The sequence below is a fragment of the Polymorphobacter sp. genome, from assembly GCF_048007885.1.
GTDB lineage: Bacteria > Pseudomonadota > Alphaproteobacteria > Sphingomonadales > Sphingomonadaceae > Sandarakinorhabdus.
In genome coordinates this window covers 2,516,827-2,541,836 of the sequence record NZ_CP180346.1, presented here as the reverse complement: position 1 = coordinate 2,541,836, position 25,010 = coordinate 2,516,827, and the positions used below count along the sequence as shown (strand labels likewise).

24 protein-coding genes and 1 tRNA gene are annotated in these 25,010 nt (G+C 67.4%); 10 read left to right on the top strand and 15 right to left on the bottom strand.

The window, feature by feature from the left end; genetic code table 11:
- Position 1 precedes the first annotated feature (1 nt).
- Entirely contained in the window at positions 2–2,269 is a 2,268-nt protein-coding gene (ptsP, locus tag ACMVO5_RS12300) for a phosphoenolpyruvate--protein phosphotransferase (protein WP_416907783.1), read from the top strand.
- 14 nt (positions 2,270–2,283) lie between these two features.
- On the opposite strand, the gene ACMVO5_RS12295 is transcribed toward ptsP, so the two are convergent.
- The gene (locus tag ACMVO5_RS12295; RefSeq protein WP_416907782.1) at positions 2,284–2,565 is read right to left on the bottom strand and encodes a YciI family protein; all 282 of its coding nucleotides are present in this window, start codon (positions 2,563–2,565) and stop codon (positions 2,284–2,286) included.
- A gap of 69 nt (positions 2,566–2,634) precedes the next feature.
- Here ACMVO5_RS12295 and ACMVO5_RS12290 point away from each other — a divergent pair, with 69 nt between their 5' ends.
- The gene (locus ACMVO5_RS12290; RefSeq protein WP_416907781.1) at positions 2,635–3,018 is read left to right on the top strand and encodes a CidA/LrgA family protein; all 384 of its coding nucleotides are present in this window, start codon (positions 2,635–2,637) and stop codon (positions 3,016–3,018) included.
- Positions 3,018–3,719 carry an LrgB family protein gene (locus tag ACMVO5_RS12285; RefSeq protein ID WP_416907780.1) on the top strand — a complete coding sequence of 234 codons (702 nt, stop codon included), beginning with the start codon at positions 3,018–3,020 and terminating at the stop codon, positions 3,717–3,719. The genes ACMVO5_RS12290 and ACMVO5_RS12285 overlap by 1 nt, the downstream gene beginning before the upstream one ends.
- Here the strand turns inward: ACMVO5_RS12285 and ACMVO5_RS12280 are convergent.
- Entirely contained in the window at positions 3,706–4,035 is a 330-nt protein-coding gene (locus ACMVO5_RS12280) for a hypothetical protein (RefSeq protein ID WP_416907779.1), read from the bottom strand. The genes ACMVO5_RS12285 and ACMVO5_RS12280 overlap by 14 nt on opposite strands.
- Positions 4,036–4,271: 236 nt before the next feature.
- Between ACMVO5_RS12280 and rpmB the strand changes: the two genes are divergently transcribed.
- Complete coding sequence (gene rpmB / locus ACMVO5_RS12275; protein WP_416907778.1) at positions 4,272–4,571, top strand: 50S ribosomal protein L28; 300 nt, start codon at positions 4,272–4,274, stop codon at positions 4,569–4,571.
- Positions 4,572–4,858: 287 nt separating this feature from the next.
- Here rpmB and ACMVO5_RS12270 read toward each other — a convergent pair whose 3' ends face one another.
- Entirely contained in the window at positions 4,859–5,902 is a 1,044-nt protein-coding gene (locus ACMVO5_RS12270) for an esterase-like activity of phytase family protein (RefSeq protein ID WP_416907777.1), read from the bottom strand.
- Positions 5,903–5,951: 49 nt separating this feature from the next.
- Between ACMVO5_RS12270 and recQ the strand changes: the two genes are divergently transcribed.
- Entirely contained in the window at positions 5,952–7,763 is a 1,812-nt protein-coding gene (gene recQ / locus ACMVO5_RS12265) for a DNA helicase RecQ (protein WP_416907776.1), read from the top strand.
- Here recQ and ACMVO5_RS12260 read toward each other — a convergent pair.
- Positions 7,760–8,683, bottom strand: coding sequence for a radical SAM protein (locus tag ACMVO5_RS12260; RefSeq protein WP_416907775.1), 924 nt, complete (start codon positions 8,681–8,683; stop codon positions 7,760–7,762). The genes recQ and ACMVO5_RS12260 overlap by 4 nt on opposite strands.
- Positions 8,684–8,732: 49 nt before the next feature.
- On the opposite strand from ACMVO5_RS12260, the gene ACMVO5_RS12255 reads away from it, so the two are divergent.
- Positions 8,733–9,833, top strand: coding sequence for an SDR family oxidoreductase (locus tag ACMVO5_RS12255; RefSeq protein ID WP_416907774.1), 1,101 nt, complete (start codon positions 8,733–8,735; stop codon positions 9,831–9,833).
- Here ACMVO5_RS12255 and ACMVO5_RS12250 read toward each other — a convergent pair.
- From ACMVO5_RS12250 to ACMVO5_RS12230, 5 genes are all read right to left on the bottom strand, one after another.
- Positions 9,775–10,149, bottom strand: a complete 375-nt coding sequence (locus ACMVO5_RS12250) for a DUF423 domain-containing protein (RefSeq protein ID WP_416907773.1) — start codon at positions 10,147–10,149, stop codon at positions 9,775–9,777. The genes ACMVO5_RS12255 and ACMVO5_RS12250 overlap by 59 nt on opposite strands.
- 41 nt (positions 10,150–10,190) lie before the next feature.
- Complete coding sequence (locus ACMVO5_RS12245) at positions 10,191–10,817, bottom strand: PEPxxWA-CTERM sorting domain-containing protein (protein ID WP_416907772.1); 627 nt, start codon at positions 10,815–10,817, stop codon at positions 10,191–10,193.
- Positions 10,818–11,010: 193 nt separating this feature from the next.
- Positions 11,011–12,714, bottom strand: coding sequence for a hypothetical protein (locus ACMVO5_RS12240; protein WP_416907771.1), 1,704 nt, complete (start codon positions 12,712–12,714; stop codon positions 11,011–11,013).
- Between the two features lie 72 nt (positions 12,715–12,786).
- Complete coding sequence (locus tag ACMVO5_RS12235; RefSeq protein ID WP_416907770.1) at positions 12,787–13,452, bottom strand: glutathione S-transferase family protein; 666 nt, start codon at positions 13,450–13,452, stop codon at positions 12,787–12,789.
- 34 nt (positions 13,453–13,486) lie between these two features.
- A complete protein-coding gene (locus ACMVO5_RS12230; RefSeq protein WP_416907769.1) occupies positions 13,487–13,936 on the bottom strand; it encodes a hypothetical protein in 450 nt (149 codons plus the stop codon).
- Between the two features lie 80 nt (positions 13,937–14,016).
- Here ACMVO5_RS12230 and ACMVO5_RS12225 point away from each other — a divergent pair, with 80 nt between their 5' ends.
- Together ACMVO5_RS12225 and ACMVO5_RS12220 are read left to right on the top strand one after the other, a co-directional pair.
- Positions 14,017–14,586: a ferric reductase-like transmembrane domain-containing protein gene (locus tag ACMVO5_RS12225; RefSeq protein ID WP_416907768.1), complete on the top strand. Its 570-nt coding sequence runs from the start codon at positions 14,017–14,019 to the stop codon at positions 14,584–14,586.
- On the top strand, positions 14,583–14,876 hold the full coding sequence (locus tag ACMVO5_RS12220) for a PepSY domain-containing protein (RefSeq protein WP_416907767.1): 294 nt from the start codon (positions 14,583–14,585) through the stop codon (positions 14,874–14,876). The genes ACMVO5_RS12225 and ACMVO5_RS12220 overlap by 4 nt, the downstream gene beginning before the upstream one ends.
- A gap of 3 nt (positions 14,877–14,879) precedes the next feature.
- Here ACMVO5_RS12220 and ACMVO5_RS12215 read toward each other — a convergent pair whose 3' ends face one another.
- The 6 genes from ACMVO5_RS12215 to ACMVO5_RS12190 form a co-directional block, all read right to left on the bottom strand.
- Positions 14,880–15,215: a hypothetical protein gene (locus tag ACMVO5_RS12215; protein ID WP_416907766.1), complete on the bottom strand. Its 336-nt coding sequence runs from the start codon at positions 15,213–15,215 to the stop codon at positions 14,880–14,882.
- Positions 15,216–15,274: 59 nt separating this feature from the next.
- Positions 15,275–19,849: a glutamate synthase large subunit gene (gene gltB / locus ACMVO5_RS12210; protein ID WP_416907765.1), complete on the bottom strand. Its 4,575-nt coding sequence runs from the start codon at positions 19,847–19,849 to the stop codon at positions 15,275–15,277.
- A 20-nt stretch (positions 19,850–19,869) separates the two neighbouring features.
- Complete coding sequence (locus ACMVO5_RS12205) at positions 19,870–20,466, bottom strand: DUF2059 domain-containing protein (protein WP_416907764.1); 597 nt, start codon at positions 20,464–20,466, stop codon at positions 19,870–19,872.
- Entirely contained in the window at positions 20,463–21,890 is a 1,428-nt protein-coding gene (locus ACMVO5_RS12200) for an NAD(P)-dependent oxidoreductase (protein ID WP_416907763.1), read from the bottom strand. Before ACMVO5_RS12200 ends, ACMVO5_RS12205 begins: the two co-directional genes overlap by 4 nt.
- 152 nt (positions 21,891–22,042) lie before the next feature.
- On the bottom strand, positions 22,043–22,846 hold the full coding sequence (locus ACMVO5_RS12195) for an undecaprenyl-diphosphate phosphatase (protein ID WP_416907762.1): 804 nt from the start codon (positions 22,844–22,846) through the stop codon (positions 22,043–22,045).
- Positions 22,847–22,855: 9 nt separating this feature from the next.
- The gene (locus ACMVO5_RS12190; protein WP_416907761.1) at positions 22,856–23,830 is read right to left on the bottom strand and encodes a complex I NDUFA9 subunit family protein; all 975 of its coding nucleotides are present in this window, start codon (positions 23,828–23,830) and stop codon (positions 22,856–22,858) included.
- A 108-nt stretch (positions 23,831–23,938) separates the two neighbouring features.
- Here ACMVO5_RS12190 and ACMVO5_RS12185 point away from each other — a divergent pair.
- Positions 23,939–24,025, top strand: a tRNA-Leu gene (locus tag ACMVO5_RS12185).
- A 104-nt stretch (positions 24,026–24,129) separates the two neighbouring features.
- Entirely contained in the window at positions 24,130–24,966 is an 837-nt protein-coding gene (locus ACMVO5_RS12180) for a hypothetical protein (RefSeq protein ID WP_416907760.1), read from the top strand.
- Positions 24,967–25,010 lie beyond the last annotated feature (44 nt).

Sequence of the window (25,010 nt, the reverse complement as noted above, 5' to 3'; positions counted from 1 at the left end):
GATGCCGCCAGTCAGCGCTGCCCGGGAGATCCTGCGTCGCCTCCATGAGGTGATGGCCTCCCGGACGGGCGCTGAAGCCAAGCTCGGCCGTGTCGTCCACATCGTCGCGCGCGCGCTCGACAGCGAAGTCGCCTCCATCTACCTGCTGCGCGACGGCATGCTGGAGCTGTTCGCCACCGAGGGCCTGTCGCAGGCGGCGGTCCATGTCACAAGGCTGGCCATGGGCCAGGGCCTTGTCGGCGTCATCGCCGCCACCCGCGAGCCGATGAGCCTCGCCGAAGCCCAGGCGCACCCGGATTTCGCCTATCGCCCCGAAACCGGCGAAGAGCGTTTCCACAGCTTCGCCGGCGTGCCGATCGTGCGCCGCGAAGCCGCCATCGGCGTGCTCGCCGTCCAGCACCGCGAGCCGCGCGACTATGATGAAGTCGAGGTCGAGGCGCTGCAGACGGTGGCGATGGCGCTCTCCGAGCTGATCCACGGCGCCGGGCTGGTCGATGATGCCGAGGCCGCCCGGGCGCGCGCCGCCAATTCCGGGCCGGGCCGCCTCGCCGGCCTGCGCCTCGTCGACGGGCTGGCGCGCGGCACCGCGGTCTTCCACCAGCCCCGCGTCATCATCGAGCATACGGTCGCCGAAGACGCCGAAACCGAGCGCCAGCGCGTGCGCAAGGGCTTCGAGCGGCTGCGCGAACAGATCGAAGGGCTGATGGGACAGGCCGAGTTCGCCGGCGCCGGCGATCATCAGGAGGTGCTCGAAACCTACAAGATGTTCGCCTATGACGAAGGCTGGCTCCGGCGCATCAACGAAGCCCTTGAAACCGGTCTCACCGCCGAAGCCGCCATCGACCGCGTCCAGGCCAAGACCCGCCAGCGCATGCGCTCGATCGACGATCCCTATCTGCGCGAGCGGCTGAGCGACCTTGACGATCTCGCCAACCGGCTGATGCGCATCGTCGCCGGCCAGCTCGGCACCGCCGCCCAGCTCGGCCTGCGCGGCGATACCATCCTCATCGCCCGCAATCTCGGCCCCGCCGAGCTGCTCGAATATGACCGCCGCTTCCTCAAGGGCGTCGTGCTGGAGGAAGGCAGCCTGACCAGCCATGTCACCATCGTTGCGCGCGCCATGGGCGTGCCGGTGCTGGGCCGGGTCAACGAGCTGTTCGGCCAGGTCTCCGAAGGTGACGAGCTGATCGTCGATGCCGGCAATGGCACCCTGCTGATCCGGCCGCAGGCCGCCATGATCAAGAGCTATGCCGAAATGAGCGCCGCCAAGGCCCGCCGTGCCGAGCGCTATGCCAGGCTGCGCGATCTGCCCGCGCAGAGCCTCGATGGCCGCCGCGTTCAGATCCTCATGAACGCCGGCCTCTCCGATGATGCCGCCGCCCTCGATGCGACAGGCGCTGACGGCATCGGCCTGTTCCGCACCGAGTTCCAGTTTCTCGTCTCCGCCACCCTGCCCCGCCGCGAGCGGCAGCAGGCGCTCTATGCCCAGGTGCTCGCCGCCGCCCGGGGCCGGCCGGTGGTCTTCCGCACCGTCGACATCGGCGGCGACAAGACCGTGCCCTATCTCGGCGGCGGCGAAGATGATGAAAACCCGGCTATGGGCTGGCGCGCGCTGCGCCTCGCCTTGGGGCGCGCCGGCCTGATGAAGGTGCAGGCCCGCGCCCTGCTGCAAGCCGCCGCCGGGCAGGATCTCAACATCATGTTCCCCATGGTCAGCGAGCCATGGGAATTCGCCGAAGCCAAGGCGCTGGTCGAAGCCCAGGCGGCCCTGCTCGCGCGCACCGGCCATGCGCTCCCGGCCCAGGTCCGCTACGGCGCGATGATCGAGGTCCCGGCGGTCATCGAAGTGCTCGACCTGCTGCTGCCCATGGTCGATTTCGTCTCGGTCGGCACCAATGACCTCACCCAGTTCCTGTTCGCCGCCGACCGCGCCAACCCGCGCCTCGCCGACCGCTATGACTGGCTGTCCCCCGCCATCCTGCGGGTCATGCGCCGCATCGTCCGCGAAGCGGCCGCCCACAAGATCCAGGTCACCGTCTGCGGTGAAATGGGCGGCCGGCCACTCGAAGCGCTGGCGCTGCTGGCGCTCGGTGTCGAGCGTCTCTCGATCACGCCCGCCGGCGTCGGCCCGGTCAAGGCCATGGTGCGCTCCGCCAATCTCGCCGCCGCCAGCGCCGCCATGACCGAATGGCTCAATGCCCCGGGCGTCGATATCCGCCGCGAACTTGGCGCACTGGCTCAAGCCCAGGGAATTGACCTCGGCCTCTAGGCCGGCAAACCCCCTTAGGCCGGCAACACCTTGTGCCAGTTGGTGATCGACCGGCTCTCGAACAGGCCGACCTTGTGATAGGGGTCGCCCGCCGAAAAGGCGATCGCCGCATCCCGGTCCTCGAAATCCATGATGAGCAGGCTGCCCATGGCGCGGCCATCAGGGCGCAGCAGCGGCCCCGCCACCAAAATCCGGTCGGCAAAGCCATTGATATAGTCAAGATGCTCGGGCCGCGTCTCGGCGCGCAGGTCAAAGGAATTGGGTTTGTCGATGCAGTGAATGGCGAAATAGGGCATCGGGGGCTTTCGAGCTGCGGCAATCTCGAATCAGCCTAGTCGGCTGCAGCGCGTCGGGAAAGGGGTGAGATGCACGACCAGCCGGGAAAACGCGGACGCGCACTGGCCATCGATGTCCTGCCGGGCATCCTGTTCTGCATCCTGCTCGCCAAGGGCGCGGACTGGCTGGTCGCCCGGCTCGGCCTCGATATCCCCGGCGCAGCACTCGGCCTGATCATCCTCACCGCCGCGCTGGCACTCGCACCGCACCAGACGCGCTGGAGCCGCCCGGGTGCAGCACTGCTCGCCCGCTGGATCGGCGCCGGCCTCGTGCCCGTGCTCGTCGGCCTGGCCGCCTATCCGGCGCTGGTTTCCGGCACGCTCGCCCCGCTGGCGCTGCTGCTCTTCGTCACCACCATCGTCACCGGCCTCGCCACCGCCCTCATCTACCGCTGGCTGGTGCGCGTGCTCTGATGCCGGCCCCGCTCACATCGCTGGCTGTCTGCGGCCTGGTCCTGCTGCTCTTTGCCGCCCTGCGCACCGGTGCCGCCCGCCTCGGCAATCCGGCCTGGGCCAATCCCATCGTCCTCGCCGCCCTGCTGCTCGGCAGCGGCGTCATCGCGTCGGGCATGCCGGTCAAAACCTTTGAAGCCGCCAGCGCCCCGCTGCGCTGGATGCTGGGGCCAGCCATCGTCGCGCTTGCCCTGCTCGTTGACCGCGCCAGGCCGCTGCTCCGCGGTCGCGGCCGCGCCGTCCTCCTCGCCGTGCTGCTCGGCAGCGCCGTCGGCATGGCCAGCGCGCTCGCCATGGCCATGGCGCTCGGCCTCGCCCCCCAGCTGCGCGCTGCGGTGGCCGTCAAGAGCATCTCCGGCCCCTTCATCTACGCCATCCTGCGCAGCGAAAGCGGCCCGGTCGCCCTCGCCGCCGCGCTCTCGGTGCTCACCGGCACCATCGGCGCCGTCTGCCTGCCACCCGTCTACCGCCTCGCCGGCCTCGAGGCCGAACGCGCCGCCCGCGCACTCGGCCTCGGCGTCAGCGCCCATCTGGTCGGCAGCGAATATGCCCTGCGCCGCGATCCGGAACAGGGCGGGCTCGCCATCATCGGCCTGGTTCTGGCCGGGCTGATGGCGAGCCTTGTGCTGCCCCCTGTGTGGCGGGCCCTTATCGGCGGTTAGTCCCGGCGCGCCACGTCCGACGGCTGGTCGTGTCCTGCCGCCGGTCCACCCGCGCCGCATCCTTGCGGCTGTAAAAGCCGTCCGACGCCAGATGCGCCGTGGCAGCCGTGGTGCGCTCGTTGCGCCGCGTCAGATGCGCCGCCTCATTCGGGTTCAGACGACCCGATTCGACTCCCTTGTCGATCCGCACGGCCTGGCGCGCATTGCGCGCCTCATCAGCCGCCAGCCGCGCATCGCTGCGCGGCGTCTCATAAGGCTGGGCAAGCGCGGGAACAGCGAGCGCAAGCGCGCCGAAAAGCAGGAAAGGCTTGATCATCAGTCTGGCTCCTCATCAAGAGATGGTTCATGGGCATTGTCTGTGGTCACCGGTGATCCACAAGCGTTACGCAGCCCGCCCCGCCAATCCCCCGCGCGCGCTTAAAGGTTGACCATGGCAAGCGCGTCGGCTAATGCCCCGCCCTTGCCGCCAGACCCGCCGGAGCGTCTCCCAAAGGTCCGGCTCAACGATTCTTAGTCGCCGGCCCCGGCCGGTCTTGCTCAGGGAAGTTCATCATGTCGCGCGTTTGCGAGCTCACCGCCAAGGGCCGGATGGTCGGCAACAACGTCTCCCACGCCAACAACAAGACCAAGCGCGTCTTCCTGCCCAACCTGCAGAACGTCACGCTGATGTCCGAAGCACTCGGCCGCTCGGTCCGCCTGCGCGTCTCCACCAACGGCCTGCGCTCGGTCGAACACGTCGGCGGCCTCGACAACTGGCTGATCAAGACCGACGCCTCAAAACTCTCGGACCGCTGCGTCAAGCTGAAGCGCGAAATCACCAAGAAAGTCGCCGCGACCACCGAAGCCGCCTGAGCGCATACATATTGCGAAAACGGCCCGGCCACCACGGGCCGTTTTTTTGCCTCCGGCAGGTCAGAAGGGCCTCCGGCGGCTGGGGCCTTAGGCCCCAGACCCCATTCACGGGCATGCGCTGAACCTCCAGAACAAGGCGGCCGCGCGGAACGCGCCATCAAATGCCTGCGGCGCGCGCCAAGCTCTCAAAGTGCATCCCAAGAAAACAAACGGGGTCTGGGGCCTAAGGCCCCAGCCGCCGGAGGCCCTTCTCGCCCGCCGGAGGCCCTTCTCGCCCGCCGGAGGCCCTACTCAGGCAGCAAAAGCGCAAACTTGAGCAGCACCGTCTGCTGCAAGCTGTTCAGATTGTCGTCCGAGATCAGGTAGACAAAGGTCTCTCCCCCGACGCGCGTGATGGTGATCCCTTCCATATTGTCGAGCACCACGGGCGCCTCCCACGCAGCCAGCGTGGTGCTGGCCGCTGGTGTGTCGCCGGCCAGTGCGGGCGCGAGGTCGACGAGGGTCAGTGCCGCGCCTGGTCCCTTCTGGTTGAAGCGCCGGTGGAGCAGCAGCAGCCGCGTGCCGTCCAGCCATTCGGCGTCGGTCGGCCGGTGCTCGGCGATGGCGGGAATGCGGATGCGGCGGACGGTGCCGTCGATTTCGAGCAGCGCGAGATTGTGGCCATCGTCCGTCACCGCGTCCTCGGCGATGATCAGCCGCGCGGTCCGCCCATCGGCCAGCGGCACATGGGCGAGCGATTCGCCGCCGCCGTTCGATCGCCAGTCGGCCATGCCGGCCCAGCGTTCCTCGCGCGTGGCGGGGGCATCCAGCCGGTCCGGCGTCAGCCCCTTGACGTGAACGATGCGGTGGTCCTGTTCATAGACGATGCTGGCCGCGCCGCTGGCGGCATCCCAGTGCAGCGCTTCGGCGTCGCCGTCGCTCTTGGTCGGCGCGCTCTGCCCGTCAAGCCCGAGGATGGGGGCCAGCGCCGCCTCGCCCAGGCCCACCAGCCGCCCGCCGCGCTCGCGCGTGCGAAAGGCAAACCAGTTGCCGGTGTCGGTCACGGCCAGAAACTGCCCGGCCCCGTCGCTGGCCAGCCCTGACACCCCGCCAAAGCCCTTGGCGGTCGAACGCAGCAACAGCCCGCCGCGATAGTCGAGCGCGCCGATGCGCGTCTGGCCGGGGTCGTCGCGGTTGAGCGGCAGCGGCGTCGTCGTCACGACAATCGAAGCCGGCCTATCCACGGCGAGCGACTGCCGCCCCGAGGCCGCGCCCAGCCCATAGGGCAGCAGCAGCAACAGCGCGAGGCCGGCGATCAGCGTGCGAGCCGTGAACAGGCGGGCAAGATACATGGCATCAAGGGATAGCAGGCGGAGATGACAATCGCTATCCAATGCCGTGATGCTGGCGTCCCCAATCCGTGACCCTCTCGAAATCCTGCATGAGGTGTTCGGGTTCCAGGCCTTTCGGGGCGCGCAGGCCGAAATCATCGCGGCCGTCTGCGCGGGCCGCGATGCGGTGGCGATCATGCCCACGGGTGCTGGCAAATCGCTCTGCTATCAGGTGCCCGCACTCGCCCGCCCCGGCGTCGGGCTGGTCATCTCGCCGCTCATCGCGCTGATGGAAGATCAGGTCCGCGCGCTGCGCGCCGCCGGCGTGCGCGCCGCCAGCCTCAACAGCCAGAGCCTCGATACCGACGCCACCTTCGACGCGCTCGAAAACGGCACGCTCGATCTCCTCTATGTCGCCCCCGAGCGCGCGCTGGCGCCGGGCTTTCGGACGCTGCTCGGCCGCACCGAAATTGCCCTCATCGCCATCGACGAGGCGCATTGCGTCAGCCAATGGGGCCATGATTTCCGCCCCGAGTATCGCCAGTTGAAGGCGCTGTGCGACGATCTGCGCGGCGCGCCCCGCATCGCGCTCACCGCCACTGCCGATGTCGAGACCCGCGCTGACATCTGCGCCCAGCTCGGCATCGCCGAGCGGGACATGGTCGTCGCCGGCTTCGACCGGCCCAATATCCGCTATCAGGTCAGCGCCGTGCGCGATGCCCGCGCCCAGCTGCTCGCCTTCATGGCCGGCCAGCGCGGCCGCTGCGGCATCGTCTATGCCCCCACAAGGCGCGCCGCCGAACAGGCGCGCGACTGGCTGCTCGCCGATGGCCATAACGCCCGCGCCTATCACGCCGGACTGGAGAGCGAGGAGCGCCGCTCAGCCCAGGCCGCCTTCGTCCGCGCCGAAGACATGGTGATGGCCGCCACCATCGCCTTTGGCATGGGCATCGACAAGCCCGACGTGCGCTTCGTCGTCCATATGGGCCTGCCCAAGTCGATCGAGGCCTATTATCAGGAAACCGGCCGCGCCGGCCGCGACGGCGATCCCGCCACCGCCCAGCTGTTCTGGGGCGCCGCCGATGTCCAGCGCCTGCGCGGCTTCATCGCCGCGGGCGAGGGCGACGCCGCCCACAAGGCCCGCGAAGAGGCCCGGCTGAATGCCCTTCTCGGCTTTCTCGAAACCGGCCGCTGCCGCCGCCAGCCGCTGCTGCGCTATTTCGGCGAGCCCGAACCCGTCCCGTGCGGCAACTGCGACAATTGCCTCAACCCCCCCAGGCTCGACGATCTCACCGAGGCTGCCCGCAAATTCCTCTCCGCCGTCTACCGCACCGGCCAGCGCTTCGGCGCCGGCCATGTCATCGACGTGCTGCGCGGCGCCGCATCCGAGCGCGCGGAGAAATTCGGCCATGACCAGCTCAGCGTCTGGGGCATCGGCGCCGAGCTCGACGAACACCGCTGGAAAGACCTCGCCCGCGCGCTCGAAGCTGCCGATGCGCTGCGCCGCGATCCCGAGCACAAGGGCCTGATGCTCGGCCCCGGCGCCCGGCCACTGCTCAAGGGCGAGGCCCGCTTCACCCTGCGCGAAGCCCAGGCCCGCCCCGCCAGCCGCCGCCGCGCCGGCAGCAGCAGCGCCCCCGCCCCGGTCGAGGGCCTGTCAGAAGCCGATGCGCCGCTCTTCGAAAAGCTGCGCGCGCTGCGCCGCGAACTCGCCGCCGAAGCCGGCTTGCCGCCCTATGTCATCTTCCACGATTCGACGCTCCGCGCCATGGCCAGCAGCCGCCCCGCCACGCTTGAAGAGATGGGCCGCATCAGCGGCGTCGGCGCCGGCAAGCTCAAGGCCTGGGGCGATGTGTTCCTCGAAGCCGTGAACCAGCGCTAGCCCGAGCAGCTCGCCCCGCCCAGCACACAGAAACGCGCGCAGTGCGGATGGTTGAGCGCCACCGCCCCCTGCGCCGCCGCCAGCGTCGTCCCCATCTCAAAGGCCGGGTCATAGGCAATCAGCGTGCACGCCAGCACCTTGGCCGCCGCCTCGCCGCGCCGCCGCACCACCATGCGCGAGGTCGCACACATCTGCGCCTCGGGCGTGGTGCCCAGAATCTCCCAGCATCCGGTGCTGATCTCCGGCACATCGGCCCGCGCATCCATCTCGGGAAACAGCACCAGCGGCGGGCAAGTCAGGCCCTCTCCGGCAAACAGCGCCCCGTAGCCAGCGCGCGCCGCGGCGTCATCATCATCGGCCAGATGCCGGCCCGCCACCGCCACCGAAAAGCCGTTCGCCATTAGCCAGCGAAGCCCATCCATCGCCTTGGCAAAAGCCCCCTCCCCGCGTTCGGCATCATGCACGGCCGCCGTATAATGATCGAGGCTGACCCGCAGCGTCAGCCCTTCGCGCGGCAGCGCCGCCAGCTCGGCCTCAAAGCGCCGCATGGGGCGCATCGCATTGGTCAGCACCAACACCTCAAAGCCCCGCGCCAGCGTATCGCGCAGGATCGCGATCATGTCGGGGTTCATGAACGGCTCGCCGCCGGTAAAACCAATCTCGCGCGTCGGCAGCCCATGCTGCGCAATCTCGTCCAGAAAGCCCATCACCTCGCCGTAGCTCAGATAGACCAGCGCATCATTCTTCGGCGAGCTCTCGATATAGCAGTTGGCGCAGGTCAGATTGCACAGCGTGCCGGTGTTGAACCAAAGCGTCTCCAGCCGCGTCAGTCCCACCTGCGCGCGCGGCTCGCCCTTGGCCGTGCGCAGCGGGTCCCTGAATTTGGCGGGGTCGAGCAGGGTGTTAACAGCCATCATCATCCTCTGGGGTTCGCAACGCCCCTGTAACGGGTTACGCGGCCAGATACGAATGGTGGAACGACGCGGGGGCAAGGACAGGATGCGAATACTGGTAACGGGCGCCTCCGGGCTGATCGGCGGCGAGCTCTGCGCCCGCCTCGCCGCGCGCGGCCACGCCGTCACCGCCCTTGTCCACCGCCGCCACCAGATCCTCGATAATCACGGCCGCCCGCTCCCCAGCCGCGCCGAAGGCCCGCCGCCCGCGCCCGGCGAGCTGGTCACACGCGCCGGCGATGTCCGCGCCGAAAATCTCGGCCTCGCCGCCCCGCCCGCCATAGATCTCATCGTCCATTCTGCCGCCGTCACCGCCTTTGATGCGGAGCCGGCCCTCTACGAGGCCGTCAACATCGGCGGCACCCGCGCCGCGCTCGCCGTCGCCCAGACCAGCGGCGCCGCCCTGCTCCACGTCAGCACCGCCTATGTCTGCGGCCGCACCGACGGGCCCATCGCGCCCGGCTTCATCGGCCAAGCCTTCACCAACGGCTATGAAGCCAGCAAGGCCCGCGCCGAAGCCCTGGTCCGCGCCGGCCCCGTTCCTCATGCCGTCGCCCGCCCCAGCGTCGTCGTCGGAGACTGGGCGCAGGGCCGCATCTCGCGCTTCGAAAACATCTACATGATCTCCAAGCTGATCGCCGAAGGCCGGGTGAAAACACTGCCCGCCGCCAGCGGCGCCACGCTCGATCTCGTGCCCATCGATCATGTCATCACCGGGCTCCTGACCATGTGCGAGCGCTTCGCCGATTTCACTGGCCAGACCGTTCATCTCGTCGCCCACACGCCCACGCCGGTCCCCGCCATCGGCGAGGCCATGGCCCGCGCCCGCGTCGGCACCCCCGATTTCATATCTCCCGACGCCTTCAGCGCCGCCGCCCTGCCGCCGCGCGAAGCCCGCTGGCACGCCGCGGCGGCCGCGCTCTACACCGCCTATCTGCTGCGCGCGCCCGCCTTCGAGGCCGGCCACCCGCTCATCCCCGCCTGCCCACCCACCGACAGCGCCTGGCTTGACCGGCTGATCGGCTTCGCGCTCGCCAGCGGCTTCGTCAAAGAGCCGCTCAGTCCTTCGGCAGCCGATCCGACACAAAGGCCGCCGCCACCACGCCCAGCCAGCTGAACATCATCAGCGCGCCGCCAATCGGCGCAAAGGCCGCAATCCAGCGCGGCGCGCCCAGCGCCAGCGCATAAAGATTGCCGGCAAAGATCAGGCTGCCCAGCCCCACGCCGAGTGCGGCCGTGCGCACAAAGCTGTTGTTGCGCCACGCCAGCAGCGCAAACACCGCCGCCACATGCGGCAGCTGAAAGATCACCCCGGTCATGATCCACTCGCGCGCCTGCGGGTCCTTGATCCCATGCGCCGCAAAGGTGCCAAAGGTCAGCGCCAGAACCGCATTAAAGGCCGCGAGCGCGGGCAGGAGGGGAGAAGCTTTCATGTCCTCCCCCTGCCCCGCGCCGCCGGGGCTGGCAAGCGCTCTCAGCCGTGCGCGAGCGCGCTGCGACGACGCCGCATCGACGCGCCCACCAGCCCGAACCCGGCAATCAGCATCGCCCAGGACGCCGGCTCCGGCACCACGCCCGGCTCGAACGTTGCATCAACGGCGAATTCGCTGAACCCGCAGCAATTGTCGGTGGCGTTGATGTAAAAGCCCCAGGTGTCGCCCGTCATGACATTGAAGCTGAAACTGCCAAACTGGATCGGCCCCTCGCCATCAAATGTCGTCAACGAGTTGTCCGAAAGCTGAGTCAGGTTGGAATTGACGAAAAAGCCGGCCGGATCAAAGCCGCCGTCTTCGTCGAACGTCAGATAGCTGAAGTCTCCACTGACGAACCCGTTCGTCTCGGCAACAGTGAAATAGATCGAAACCGCATCAAAGGCCTCGAAGGCTGGGAAGCTGCTCAGCGGCACGACCTGAAAGTCCAGCGGCGGCGCATCTTCATCGCTCCCCGGCGGCCCGGCCAACGGCACGATTTCGAGCGAGTCCCCGTCCGACCCCGTCATGGTGAAGTTCAGCGGATTTTCCGGGTCGACCTCGATCGAGCCATTGGCGATTTCCGCGCCCCCCTCGCCACCCAAAATGGCCAGATTCTCGAATTCAAACACAGGTTGCGCCTGAAGAGGTGCATGGAGAACAAAGGCCGACGCCACGCAGATCGCGGTCGTTAATTCATTCTTCATCATAATAAATACTCCCACCCTGAGTAGTTAACGCTAAATATCAATTGTGCCTGCTCGGCACAACCCTGTCACCAATGTTTCAAGATCCGGCCGTCAGGCCCCGCTTGACTGCACAGGCTCAGCCGAGGTCTTGCCGCCCCGCCGCCTCGCCAAGCCGCACATAAAGCTTGCCAAAGTCCGCGCTCAGCATGGTGGCAGCCAGCGCATCGCCCTCCCGGTCGCCCAAAAGCCGGGTGATCAGCGCCTCAAAGCCATCGAGAAAGCGCAGCGCGGCGGCCCGAAACAGCGGGTCATGGGCAAAATAGCGCGCGATCCGCCGCTGCTCCTCCTCGCCCAGAAGCGCCTTCACGCTCGCCGGCAGCGCCGTGCGGTCGCCCTTCAGCCACGCCGCCCAGTCCGCCTCCGGCACCGGCAGGTTGAGCAGCTCGACCAGATCGCCAAACTGCGACGACAGCCCGGCCATCAGCCGCTGCGCATCACGCGCCAGTGTCGAGCGTTCGCGCGTGATGAAGCGCGTCTCCACCGCGTCCAGCCGCGCGTCCACCGCCTCCACCCGCGCCACTATCTCGCCCGCCTGTTCGGTCAGCCGGGCGCTGCTGTCCGCGCCCATCTCGGCCGCCGCCCGCGCCGCCGCCTCCAGCGCCTCCAGGCTGTCCCGCGTGCTGGCGATCCGCGTCTCCAGCGTCCCGGCCAGCGCCACCAGCCGGTCCTCGCCCGCATCAAGATCAGCGCTGGCGCTGCGCACCTGCTCAGCGCCGATCACCAGCCGCGTCAGCTTCGCTTCCGCCTCGCCGAGCGCCACCACGGTCCGCGCCGCCAGCGTCTCCGCCCCCTCGGCCAGCCCGGCCAGCGGCGTCGCCAGCCGCCCCGCCACCGTCTCGCCCTCGCTCAACCGCGCCTGAATCGTCGTCGCCGCCACTTCATGCGCCGCCAGCGCCTCCTCCAGCGCGCGGCTGGTCGCAATCAGCGTGTCAAACCGCTGCACAAATCGGCGCACCCCTTCCTCGCCCACCTTCGAAAGCTGGCCGCTCGCCCCGTCCAGCTCGCTGTCAAGCCGGTCGAGCAGCTCGGTCAGCCGCTTGTCGATATCGGCAAAGGCCGTGCTGGCGCGCAGCAACACCCCGTCAACCGCGCCGTCCAGCGCATAGCTGCGCTTGGCCAGATTGTCGGTCGTCTCCTTCGACGCCGCCTCGATCCGCGCCACCTGCGCCGCCAGCGCGGTCAGCGCCAGGTCCGCCCGGCTGCTCGCCTCGCTGTTCTCCGCCTGCACCCGCGCCAGCATCGCCTCCACGGCGCGCAGCTGCACGGCCGCGTCCTCGCCAAGTCCCGTCAGCCCCTCGCCCACGGCATCCACCTGCGCCTTCAGCGCCGGCATCGCCGCCTGCAGCACGGCCGCACTCGCCGCCGCCGAAGCCGCCCCCGCCTCGATGCTCGCTGCTGACGCCGCCAGCCGCTCGGCCTCGCCGGCCAGCGACGGCCCGTCTCCCGCCAGCGCCGCCCCCAGGCCCGCGGTGCGCCCAGCCGCCGCCTCCAGCGCCGCATTCAGCCGCTCCAGCGTCACATGCAGGCCCTCGGTCTCGGCACGCACCGCCGCCAGCCGCGTCTCAACATCCTCCAGCGGCACCTCGCGCACGGCCTCGGGCAACAGCGCCAGCGCCAGCGCCGCCAGCCCCAGCGGCGGCAGCAGTGCCAGCGCGACATCGGCAATCGGCGCTGGCCAGATGCGGGCCACCGCCAGCGCCGCCCAGGCCCCGGCCAAGGCCAGCATCAATTGCAGCGGCCAGCGCCGTTCGATCCTTACCGAAAGCCCGATCTGCTCCAAGCCATCGCCCCCAAAAATCAGCCTATTCTGTGCATAGGCGCAGGCCAGCCGCAAGGGCCAGCCACAAAAGCGTCAGAAATCGAGCTTGTCATAATGGTCGGGCGGCGGCAGGCCCTCCATCCGCTCGCCCAGCAGCGGCCGAAAGGTCGGGCGCGATTTCAGCGCCGAATACCAGATCCGCGACGGCTCATGGCCGTCCCATTGCAGCCCCGAAAGATAATCCGCCACCGAAAGCTGCGCGGCCGCCGCAATATCAGCCAGCCCAAAGGCCGCGCCCGAAAGCCAGCGCCGCCGCTCCAGCAGCCAGTCGAGATAATCAACGTGCACTTCCGCCGCCCGGCTCGCCTGCCGCAGCGCCGTGCCGTCGGGCGGCTGGCGCAGATAGAGCCGCTTGTACATCCGCTCCGAAAGCAGCGGCACCGTCACCTCGGCATAGAATTTCTGGTCAAACCACGCCGTCAGCCGCCGCGTCTCGGCGCGCTCCTCGGGCGTCCCGGCCAGCAGCGGCGTGCGGCTCACCGTCTCCTCGAAATAATCGCAGATCGCCGCCGAATTGGCGATCGCCGTGCCGTCCAATTCAAGCACCGGCGTCTGCCCGGCCGGGTTCAGCGCCATCAGCTCCGCGGGCTTGTCCCAGGGCAACACCCGCACCAGCTCCACGGTCACCCCTTTCGCGGCCAGCATGAAGCGGACCTTGCGGCTGAATGGACAGAGCGGGAATTGCAGGAGGCGCCACATATTGGGCCGCCACTCTTAACGCCTGCCGCAGGCTTTACCAGACACGGCGTTCGTCAACGATTGTCCGGCGAAACGGCTGGCCATCCTTGCGCCATTGCCAGCTGCGCATCCGGATCCCCGCGCCATGGTCCGCCTCGATCATCTCCAATATCTCGATGCCCGGCAGATCGACCCGGGCAAAGCGCAGGAACATCGCCTGCGGCGCATGACGGCTGGTAAAGGCCACCCCCCGCAACCGCTCGGTCTCCCAGATCAGCCGATTCGCCACCAGTCGCCCTGGAAAGACATGGCGCTCGTGCCGCCCATCGGCCCAGAAAAACCGGCTCGTCTGCACATAGGCAAATTCGCCTTGGGCCGGAAATTCGTTGAGGATCTCGCTCTCATGCGCATCCACCAGCGCGCCCTCCGCGTCGAAATGCCGGTAATGGCCGCGCCAGCAGCCCGCATGGGGGCGACAAAGGTCCATGATGTCGGGATCGTCCATGCCCTCGCTTCTGGCCCGCAACGCCGGCAAAGTCGAGATTGCCAGTTGCTAGCCGTTCGCAGCAGGCGTATCGCAAGGCCGTGATCAGCCGCCCCCTGCCGCAGCCCCATTGGCCGCTCTGGCTCGCTCTTGCGCTGCCGTCGCTGGCGCTGCTCGCCGCCGCCGGCCAGGCCGATGCCGATCTCGATGAACTCACGGCCCTGTCCGGCCAGGCTGCCGCTATCCTGCTCGTCGCCGCCATCGCCTCCACGGGCGCAGCCCGCTGGCTCGCCCGCCCTCAGGCGCTCATCCGCCATCGCCGCGCGCTCGGCCTTGCAGCCTTCGGCACCAGCGTCGTCCATCTGGCGCTCTACGCCGCCGCCATGGGCGCGCTCGCCCCCATGCTCGCCGAGCTTGATGCGCCCGGCATCTGGACCGGCTGGGCCGCGCTGGCCCTGCTCGTGCCGCTGGCGCTCACCTCCACCGATGCCGCCCAGCGCCGCATGGGCCGCGGCTGGAAACGGCTGCAACGCCTCGCCTGGCCCGCCGCCGCCCTCGCCCTCGCCCATGGCTATCTCGTTCATGATGGCCAAAGGCTGGCGCTGCTACTGGCCTTCACATTGGCCATATTCCAGCTCTATCGTTTCAACCTCGGAAGGACCGCAAGATGACCATCAGATACCTGCTCGCCCTCGCCATGGCCGGCCTCGCCGCCCCGGCCTTCGCCACCGGCAAGATGACCTGCGACGTCGCCAAGGCCGACATGAAGCCCCAGGCCGACCTCGTCGCCATGCTGGAGAAGGAAGGCTGGCAGGTGCGCAAGGCCAAGCCCGACGGCGGCTGCTATGAAGTCTATGGCACCATGCCCGACGGCAACCGCGTCGAAGCCTATTTCCACCCCGTCAGCTTCGAGAAGCTCTATGTCGAACAGCGCGGCAAGGTGCTGTTCCGCAAGGAATAGCGCCTATTTCGCCGGCTTCCTTGCCGCCACCTTCTTTGCCGCCGCCGCCTTGCGCGCCGGCTTGGCCTTGAGCGCCGCCACCTCGGCCTCAAGCTCGGCAATGCGCAGCGCCTGACGCACCAATATCGCCTCCAGCGCGGCACTGTCCGCGCTGGCAGGCTTCGGCATCACCACCTCGGCCTCCACCACCTCCTCGTCCGGCTTCGCCGCTCTCGCGGCTTTGGCGGCAAAGTCGCTGTTGAACACGCCCGCCTCGCGCGCCCGCCTGATCAGCGGTGCCGCACTCGCAGCCAGCTGCATCAGCGTTTCAACCAACGGGTCCTGCGTCGACTTGGTCATGGCGGTGCCATCCTCTCACTGTGTTGTGAGGATATGGCACTGGATGCGCGAATTTCAACCTATTCGGCCGCCACCGCATCCGGCGCATGACCCGGCTCATCATCGAGCGGGTGCGGCAGCCGCGCAATCATCTCGCGCGGCACCACCTGCCACAGCTGCGCGCGGGTCCGGTCCCATTCGGTCAACAGGCCCTGCGCCCATTTCGAGCTGGTCTCGCGCGCATGCTCGGCAATCAGGTCATGGGCGATTTCCTCCCAATGACGTGATCCGATGCGCCGCACGATCACCGATTCATGGTTCACCCGGGTCGGGAAGTCGTCGCCCGTCTCCAGCACAAAGGCCATGCCGCCCGACATGCCGGCAGCAAAATTGTCGCCCGCCGGCCCCAAGATCACCACCGTGCCGCCGGTCATATATTCGCAGCCATTGGCCCCGCAGCCCTCGATCACCGCCTGCGCGCCCGAGTTGCGCACGGCAAAGCGCTCGCCCGCCCGGCCGGCGGCAAACAGCTTGCCCGCCGTCGCCCCGTAAAGGCAGGTGTTGCCGATGATCGTGTTGTGCTGCGTCACCAGCGGCGAAGACACCATCGGCCTGAGCGATATCGTCGCCCCCGAAAGCCCCTTGCCAACATAGTCATTGGCCTCGCCAAACACCTCGATCTTCACCCCCTGCACCGCGAAGGCACCGAGCGACTGGCCGGCCGAACCGCGCAGCCGGATGCTCACATGCCCGGGCGCCAGCCCGGTCATGCCAAACCGCCGCGTGATCTCGGCCGAAAGCCGCGTGCCCACAGCGCGGTGCGTGTTGCGCACCGTATAGGTCAGCTGCATCTTCTCGCCGCGGCTGAACAGATTTTCCGCGTCGCGCAGCATGTCCGCATCCAGGCTGTCAGGCACGTCGTTGCGGTGCGTGGCAATGCCGAAGCGCCGCTCATGGTCCGGCGCATCCACCTTGGCCAGAATCGGGTTGAGGTCGAGGTCGTCAAGATGCTCGGCCCCCCGGCTCACCTGCCGCAGCAATTCGGTCCGGCCGATCAACTCGTCCAGCGAGCGCGCGCCGAGCCGCGCCAGAATCTCGCGCACCTCTTCGGCAATGAAGCTCATCAGGTTGATCACCTTCTCGGGCGTGCCGGTAAACTTCGCGCGCAGCGCATCATCCTGCGTGCACACCCCCACCGGGCAGGTGTTCGAATGGCATTGCCGCACCATGATGCAGCCCATCGCCACCAGCCCCAGCGTGCCGATGCCATATTCCTCGGCCCCCAAAATGGCGGCGATCACGATATCGCGCCCGGTCTTCAGCCCGCCATCGGTGCGCAGCTTCACCCGGTGCCTCAGCCCGTTCAGCGTCAGCACCTGATTGACCTCGGAAAGCCCCATTTCCCAGGGGGTTCCCGCATATTTGATGCTTGTCTGCGGGCTCGCCCCGGTGCCGCCGACATTGCCCGACACCAGAATGGCATCGGCATGCGCCTTGGCCACGCCCGCCGCCACCGTGCCAATGCCGGCCTGGCTGACCAGCTTCACACACACACGCGCGCGCGGATTGGCCTGCTTCAGATCATAGATCAGCTGCGCCAGATCCTCGATCGAATAAATGTCATGGTGCGGCGGCGGCGAGATCAGCGTCACGCCCGGCGTCGAATGCCTGAGCTTGGCGATCAGCTCATTGACCTTGAAGCCGGGCAGCTGCCCGCCCTCGCCGGGCTTGGCGCCCTGCGCCACCTTGATCTCGATCTCCTCGCAGGCGAGCAGATATTCGCTCGTCACCCCGAAGCGGCCCGAGGCCACCTGCTTGATCGGCGAACAGGCATTGTCGCCGTTGGGATAGGGCGTGTAGCGCTCCTTCGCCTCGCCGCCCTCGCCGCTCACCGACTTGGCGCCGATGCGGTTCATCGCAATCGCCAGCGTCTCATGCGCCTCCGGGCTGAGCGCGCCCAGGCTCATGCCGGGCGTCACAAAGCGCTTCCTGATCTCGGTGATCGATTCCACCTGCTCGATCGGCACCGGCTCGGTGCCCTCGACAAAGTCCATCAGGTCGCGCAGCGCAATCGGCGGCAAGGCGCTCACCTTCTGGCTGAATTTCTTGTAATCCGAATAGCTGTCGGCATTCACCGCATGCTGCAGCAAATGGATCAGCCCGGCCTCATAGGCATGCGCCTCGCCATTGGCGCGGTAGCGGTAAAGCCCGCCGATCGGCAGCGCGATCACATCCTCGTCAAACGCCTTTTCGTGGCGCATCTGGGAGTTGATGAACAAAGATTCAAAGCCCTCGCCCGAAATCTTCGTCGGCATGCCGGGGAAGAAATCCTGCACCAGCGCCCGGCTCAGCCCCACCGCCTCGAAATTATAGCCGCCGCGATAGGCCGAGATCACCGCAATGCCCATCTTCGCCATGATCTTCAAAAGCCCGTCATCCACGGCCTTCTTGTAGCGCTGGATGCACTGGTCGAGCGTGAACTCGCCAAACAGCCCGCGCCCATGCCGGTCGGAAATCGCCGCTTCCGCCATATAGGCGTTGATCGTCGTGGCCCCCACACCGATCAGCACGGCGAAATAATGAGTATCCAGCGCCTCCGAGGCCCGCACATTCAATGAGGCAAAGGTCCGCAGCCCCTTGCGCACCAGATGCGTATGCACGCCGGCGGTGGCCAAAATCATCGGAATGGCCGCGCGTGCCGCCGAAATCCCCTCGTCCGACAAAAACAGCTGCCCGCGCCCCGAACGCACAGCAACTTCAGCCTCTTGCCGCACCCTCGCAATGGCATCGCGCAGCGCCGCCGCCCCGCCCGCCACGTCAAAGGTGCAATCAATCTCGGCCACCTGCTTGCCGAAATGCGCCTTCAAAAGGCCCCAGCCCTTGCCGGTCACAACCGGCGTGTCCATCACCATCACGCCCTGCTGGCTGGCCTGGTCGTCAAGAATGTTGCCAAGGTTGTGAAAGCGCGTCTTCAGCGCCATCACTCGCGTCTCGCGCAGCGAATCCAGCGCCGGATTGGTCACCTGGCTGAAGTTCTGGCGAAAGAAATGGCTGAGATTGCGCGGCGTCTCCGAAATCACCGCCAGCGGCGCATCATCGCCCATGGAGCCGACCGCCTCCTTGGCGTCCTCCACCATCGGCGCCAGCAGCAGCTCCATGTCCTCGATCGTCTGCCCCGCCGCCACCTGCCGGCGGCGCAGCTCGTCGCGCTCATAGGCCAGCCCGGGCGCGGGCGCATCATGGCCCGGCAGCTCCTCAAACGTCGTAAAGCCCGCCACCTTCGCCCCATAGTCGCGCTCGCCGGCAATCCGGTCCTTGATCTCGCGGTCATGATAAAGCGTCGCGCCGCGCCCATCCTCGCCGTCAAGGTCGATGGCGATCATCTGCCCCGGCCCCAGCGCGCCCTTCTCGGTGATGTCGATCTCGGGGATCACCACCATGCCCGCTTCCGAGCCGGTGATCAGCAGATTGTCCCGGGTCAGGCAATAGCGCATGGGCCGCAGCGCATTGCGGTCCAGCCCCGCCACAACCCAGCGGCCATCGGTCATCGCCAGCGCCGCCGGCCCGTCCCATGGCTCCATGATGCTGGCAAAAAAGGCATACATGTCGCGGTGCGCCGGCGGCATCCGGTCGTCCTTCTGCCAGGCTTCCGGCACCAGCGTCAGCTTGGCCGTCGGCGCGTCGCGACCCGAGCGCACAAAGGCCTCGAACACCGCATCCAGCGCCGCCGTGTCCGATGCACCCGCCGGGATCAGCGGCTTGATGTCCTCCGAATGCTCACCAAAAGCACTCGCCGCCATCTTGATCTCATGGCTCTTCATCCAGTTGATGTTGCCGCGCACCGTGTTGATCTCGCCGTTGTGCGCGAGGCAGCGAAACGGCTGCGCCAGCCACCATTGCGGAAAGGTGTTGGTGCTGTAGCGCTGGTGATAAATGGCAAAGCGGCTGACAAAGCGCTTGTCCTGCAGGTCCGGGTAAAAGACCGACAGCTCTTCGGCCAGAAACAGCCCCTTGTAGATGATCGACCGTGCCGACAGCGAGCAGACATAGAAATCCTGCACCTGCGCCGCAATCACCCGCTTCTCGATCCGCCGGCGGATCAGATACAGGTCCTTCTCGAAGGCGTTCATCGTCTCGGCCGCCTGCGCGCCCGTCCCCGGCAGCGGCCCTGCAATCATGATCTGCTCGATCTCGGGGCGCGAGCGCATCGCCTTGTCGCCAATCACGCTCACATCCACCGGCACCTGCCGCCAGCCATAAACCTTGTAGCCAAAGCCGATGATCTCGGATTCCACGATCGTCCGGCAGGTCTCCTGCGCCGCCAGATCGGTGCGCGGCAAAAAGATCTGCCCCACCGCCAGCATGTTGGGCGCGCGGCGCTGCCCGGCGCGCTCGATATGCTGCTGAAAAAAATCGACCGGCAGCTCGACATGAATCCCCGCCCCGTCGCCGGTCTTGCCATCGGCATCGACCGCGCCCCGGTGCCACACCGCCTTCAGCGCCTCGATCCCGGCCTCCACCACACGCCTTGAAGGCTTGCCGTCGGTCGCCGCCACCAGCCCCACGCCGCAGGCATCGCCCTCGAATTCGGGGCGGTACATGCCGTGCTCGGCTGCCCAGGCGCGGCGGGCTTCAAGGGTCGGGTCAAAGGTCATCGCAGTCGCTTTCGTTCAGGTCAGCGCCTGGCGGGCGCGGGCGCGGCCGCCGGCTGGTCGGGGAACATCTTCTTCACTTCGGCCGCCACCTGCGGCGCCACCGTCTCCTGCGCCGCCTGCACATTGGGCGCAAAGCGCGCATTCACGGTGCGGTTCACATCCGCCGCAATGCCCGGCTGCGCGCCCAGCAGCTTGGCGCCGGGGCCGGATTTGTAAAAGGCGGTGATGGCGTTCAGCTCGGCAATGGTGAAGCGGCTGGCATAGGCCTTCACCGTCGCCTCGCGAGTCGCCTCGGCGCGCTGGCGAAAGATCGGCGCCAGCGCATCGGCCTGCAGGGCGCCGGCCCGCGCCAGCATCGCCTCCAGCGCCACCTTGTTGTCCTTCGCCGCCTGCTGCACCCGCGCATTGCGGCCGATCTGCTGCGCCACCAGCGCGCCGCGCCGGATATTGGCAATCTGCGTCTCCAGCGCCGCCTGTTCGCGCGCCTTGGGCGAAATCGCCTCGATCATCGCCGTCGCCGAAGCAAGCGCCGCCGCCGAAGGCTCAGCCGCCGTCTGTGCCGCACCCGGAGCCGCGACCAGCGCCACCACAGCCATCATCACGCCCGCGCGCATCATGCCGCCTCCTGCTTGGCCGTGGCCAGCTGCGCACGCATCCACTGGTGCATCGCCGGCACCACATCGCGCCCGTCGCGCACCGCCCAGACCACAAGGCTGGCGCCGCGCACAATATCGCCAACCGCAAACACGCCCGGCAGCGAGGTCATCATCGTCTTGTGATCAACCCGGATCGTGCCCCAGCGCGTCACCGAAAGCTCAGGCGCGCCAAAGGCACCCGGCAGGTCCTCCGCGTCAAAGCCCAAAGCCTTGATCACCATGTCGGCCGGCGTCGAAAAATCCGCGCCCGGCTCCGCTTCGGGCGCGCGCCGGCCGTCCGGCCCCGCCTGCCCCAGCCGCATCCGGCTCGCCACCACCGCGCCGCCCTCGATCCGTGCGGGGGCTGCCAGCCAGACGAATTCCACGCCCTCTTCCTCGGCGTTCATCACCTCGCGCGCCGAGCCCGGCATGTTGGCCCGGTCGCGCCGATAGAGGCACTTCACGCTCAAGGCCCCCTGCCGCACGGCGGTGCGCACACAGTCCATCGCCGTATCGCCGCCGCCAATCACCACGACATGCTTGCCATGCGCATCAAAGCGCGCAGCCTCGGGCACGGCATCGCCAAAGCCGGCACGGTTCGACGCAATCAGATAATCCAGCGCCGGCAGCACATTGGGCCCGTCCGCACCCTGCACATCCACTTCCCGCGCCTTGTAAACGCCCGTCGCAATCAGCACCGCATCATGGCGCGCGCGCAGCTCGGCCAGGCTCGCATCACGCCCCACCTCGAAATTCTGGTGAAACACGACGCCCGCATCAGCCAGCCGCTGCACGCGCCGCATCACCACCGGCTTCTCCAGCTTGAAGCCCGGAATGCCATAGGTCAGCAGCCCGCCCGCCCGGTCATGCCGGTCATAGACATGCACCTCATAGCCCTTGACCCGCATCAGCTCCGCCGCCGTCAGCCCCGCCGGCCCGGCACCGATGATCCCCACCGACTGGCCTGAGCGGTCCGCCACCGGCACGATCGGCTTCACCCAGCCCTGCTCCCAGGCCGTGTCGGTGATGAACTTCTCCACAGCGCCGATGGTCACCGCGCCAAAGTCCTTCTCGATCACGCAATTGCCCTCGCACAGCCGGTCCTGCGGGCAGATCCGCCCGCAAATCTCCGGCATCGTCGAGGTCGAGGCCGACAGCTCATAGGCTTCCTCCAGCCGGCCCTCCGCGGTCAGCTTCAGCCAGTCGGGAATATTGTTCTGCAACGGGCAATGGACCTGACAGAAAGGCACGCCGCACTGCGAACAGCGCCCCGCCTGCTCCTCCGCCTTGGCCAGAATATAAGGCCGCGAGATTTCCAGGAAATCCTCGGCGCGCTCGTCCACGGCGCGCTTCGTCGGCTGCGCCTGCGGGCGATCAATAAACTTGAGCATCTTTTTGGTGGCCATGGCCGCAAAACCCCTTCCAGAGGCGCGCACATAGCCATTTCCCGCTCCCATGTCACGCAAAACCGGACATATGAGACAGTTTGCCTTACCTATTTTTGGTGCACTGCGACAAAACTGGCAAGCGCAGGCGCATATTTACGTCCGTTCCGGCCCTATAGCGCCAACAGCCACACCAGCGCCACGCTCCCCACCACAATCCGGTACCAGGCGAAGGGCGCAAAGCCGAAGCGCCCGACCAGCGCCACAAACCCCCGCACCACCACAAGCGCGACCAGAAACGCCACAACAAAGCCGATGCCAATCGCCGTCAGATCGCCCAGCGCCAGCGCATCGCGCTCCTTCCACAGCGCATAAACCGTCGCCGCCGCCATCGTCGGCACCGCCAGAAAAAAGCTGTATTCCGCCGCCGTCTTGCGGTCGAGCCCGGCCAGCAGCCCGAACATGATCGTCGCCCCCGAGCGCGACACGCCGGGAATCATCGCCACACACTGGCCCACCCCCACCGCAAAGGCCGTGCCGCCCGGCATCCCCTCCACACTGTCAAAGCGCACCCGGTGCAGCTGTCGCTCGATCACCAAAATCGCCACCCCACCCACAATCAGCGCGACCGCCACCGTCACCGGCGATTCGATCAGCCGCCGGATCGTCTCATAGGCGAGCGCCCCCACAGCCAGCGCCGGCATGAACCCCAAAAGCACATTGCGCGTGAATGCCACTGCCCCCGCCTCGCGCCGCACCAGCCCGCCAATCACGCCGGCAAAACGCGCCCGATAGGCCACCAGCACCGCCAATATCGCGCCCAGCTGGATGGCGATCTTGAACGCCAACTCCGCCTCGCCCTTGAAGCCCAGCAGTTCAGACGCCAGAATCAGATGCCCGGTCGAAGACACCGGCAAAAACTCGGTCAGCCCCTCGATGATGCCGAGCAATATGATGTCGAAAAGGCTCTGTTCCATCCGCGCCGCTTAGGCGAGCGACGAGGCCTTGGCAAACCGTCCGCTCGGCCGGTAGCGCGCCAGCATCGCCGGGACAAAGCTCGCCATCGGCGTCGGCGTCACCCCCAGCGCCTCCAGCCCCGGCTCGCCCAGCTGCACCACATTGTCCTTCTGCAACATCGCAAACTGGTCCGACGTCATCGGCACAAAGGGCAACACATCGCCCACCCGCCCCATCAGCTTCGCCGCCACATCGGGCAGCGCCAGCAACATCCGCCCGCGCTGCGTCTCGCGGTTGATCATCGCCAATATCGCCCGGAAGCTCATCACATCCGGCCCGCCCAGCGCATAGGTCCGCCCGCGCGCCGCGCCGCTCTCCAGCGCCGCCAGCGTGGCGGCGGCCACATCAAGCACATAAACCGGCTGAAACTTCGAATCCCCGCTGATCACCGGCAACACCGGGGACATCACCGCCATCGCCGCAAACCGGTTCAAAAACTGGTCCTCCGGCCCCACCACAAGGCTGGGCCGGAGCACGGTCGCAAACGGCAGCGCCGCCAGCACCGCCGCCTCGCCCTCGGCCTTGGTCCGCGCATAGGCCACCGGCGAGGCCGCATCCGCGCCAATCGCCGACATCTGAACATAGGCGCGCACGCCCGCCGCGGCGGCCGCCTCGGCCGCCAGCTTGGCGCCGCGCGCCTGCACCGCATCAAAACGCTGCCTGCCGCGCTCATCCAAAATGCCCACCAGATTGACGCCCGCGGTCGCCCCCTCAAACGCCGCCGCCAGCCCGGCGCCCATGCCCACATCGGCGCGCACCACCGAAACCTGGCCCAAAGCCCCCAAGGGCTTCAGAAAATTCGCCGCCGGCACATGGCGCACGGCCACCCGCACCCGCGCGCCCGTCTCGGCGATCCGCTGCACGATATAGCGCCCGAGAAAGCCCGAGCCGCCAATCACGGTCACCAGATCAGAGGGTCCAAGGGGAGAAGCTGTCCTGTCCATGTCCGCTCCATAGCGCGCGCGCCCGCCGCTGTCGCGTCACCTAATGGCGCAGGCAAATCGCCATTGACAAGCCGCCCAGCGCCTCATACCAGCCACCCCCTACCCCGTGCCCAGATGGCGGAATTGGTAGACGCACCAGCTTCAGGTGCTGGCGCTCGCAAGGGCGTGGAGGTTCGAGTCCTCTTCTGGGCACCATCTATACATCCCCTGACATATCCAGCAGCATCGCCAAGCTGCTGGATTTACGCCGATTACCCATATGCTTCGTCGCGGAAGGCTTCGTCGCGGAAGGCGTGTCAATGTTTCAGGCAGGTCGAAAGATTCTGCGCTGCGATCTGCACAACCATCGTTGTAAGAACGGCGGCAACTGGGTAGAAATTGCAAACACTGACGTTGATCTGCGGCGGCCGGATCATTCCCGCCGTTCCTTGCTTCGGAGGATTCCCGTGCGCCTTTGCCCCGCCGCCTTGATCGCCCTTTCGCTGCTGTCATCCGTCGCCGCATCGGCGCAGACAACGCCTGCCAAACAGATTGAAGGTCTGAAGGCGTCGCTGGCCGCCAGTGCGGCCGCGCTGCGCAGCTATGAATGGATTGAAACGACGACCGCCAGCGTCAAGGGCGAGGTGAGGGGCTCCACGCAGACGCGCAACTATTACGGCGCAGATGGCAAATTGCAGAAGGTGCCGGTCTCTGCACCCGCTGCCGAAAAAGCCAAACGGGGGCTGCGCGGCAAGATCATTGCCAACAAAAAAGCTGAAATCGAGGAGTATCTGAAAGCCGCCAAGGCCTTGATGGCCAACTATGTGCCGCCATCTCCCGAAAAAATACAGGCGGCGGTCGCCGCGGGCAACGTCAATGTCGGCGTGTCGAGCGCCAATGCGCCAGTTCCCATCACGATCAAAAATTACCAGAAGGCTGGCGATCAATTGGTCCTCACCGTTGACGGGTCATACACCCAGCTGAAGAACGTCTCGGTTTCCAGCTATCTCGACACGCCGGATGACAAGATCACGCTGACCATCAAGATGGCGCAACTGCCCGACGGAACGGGATATGTCGCCACATCAATGCTCGATGCGCCTGCCAAGGATGTTTCGATCCAGATTGCCAACAGCGGCCATCGCAAGGCGAACTGACAGGCAAGCGCCGATCACAACGCCCCCGAGCGAAGCTGTCCGTC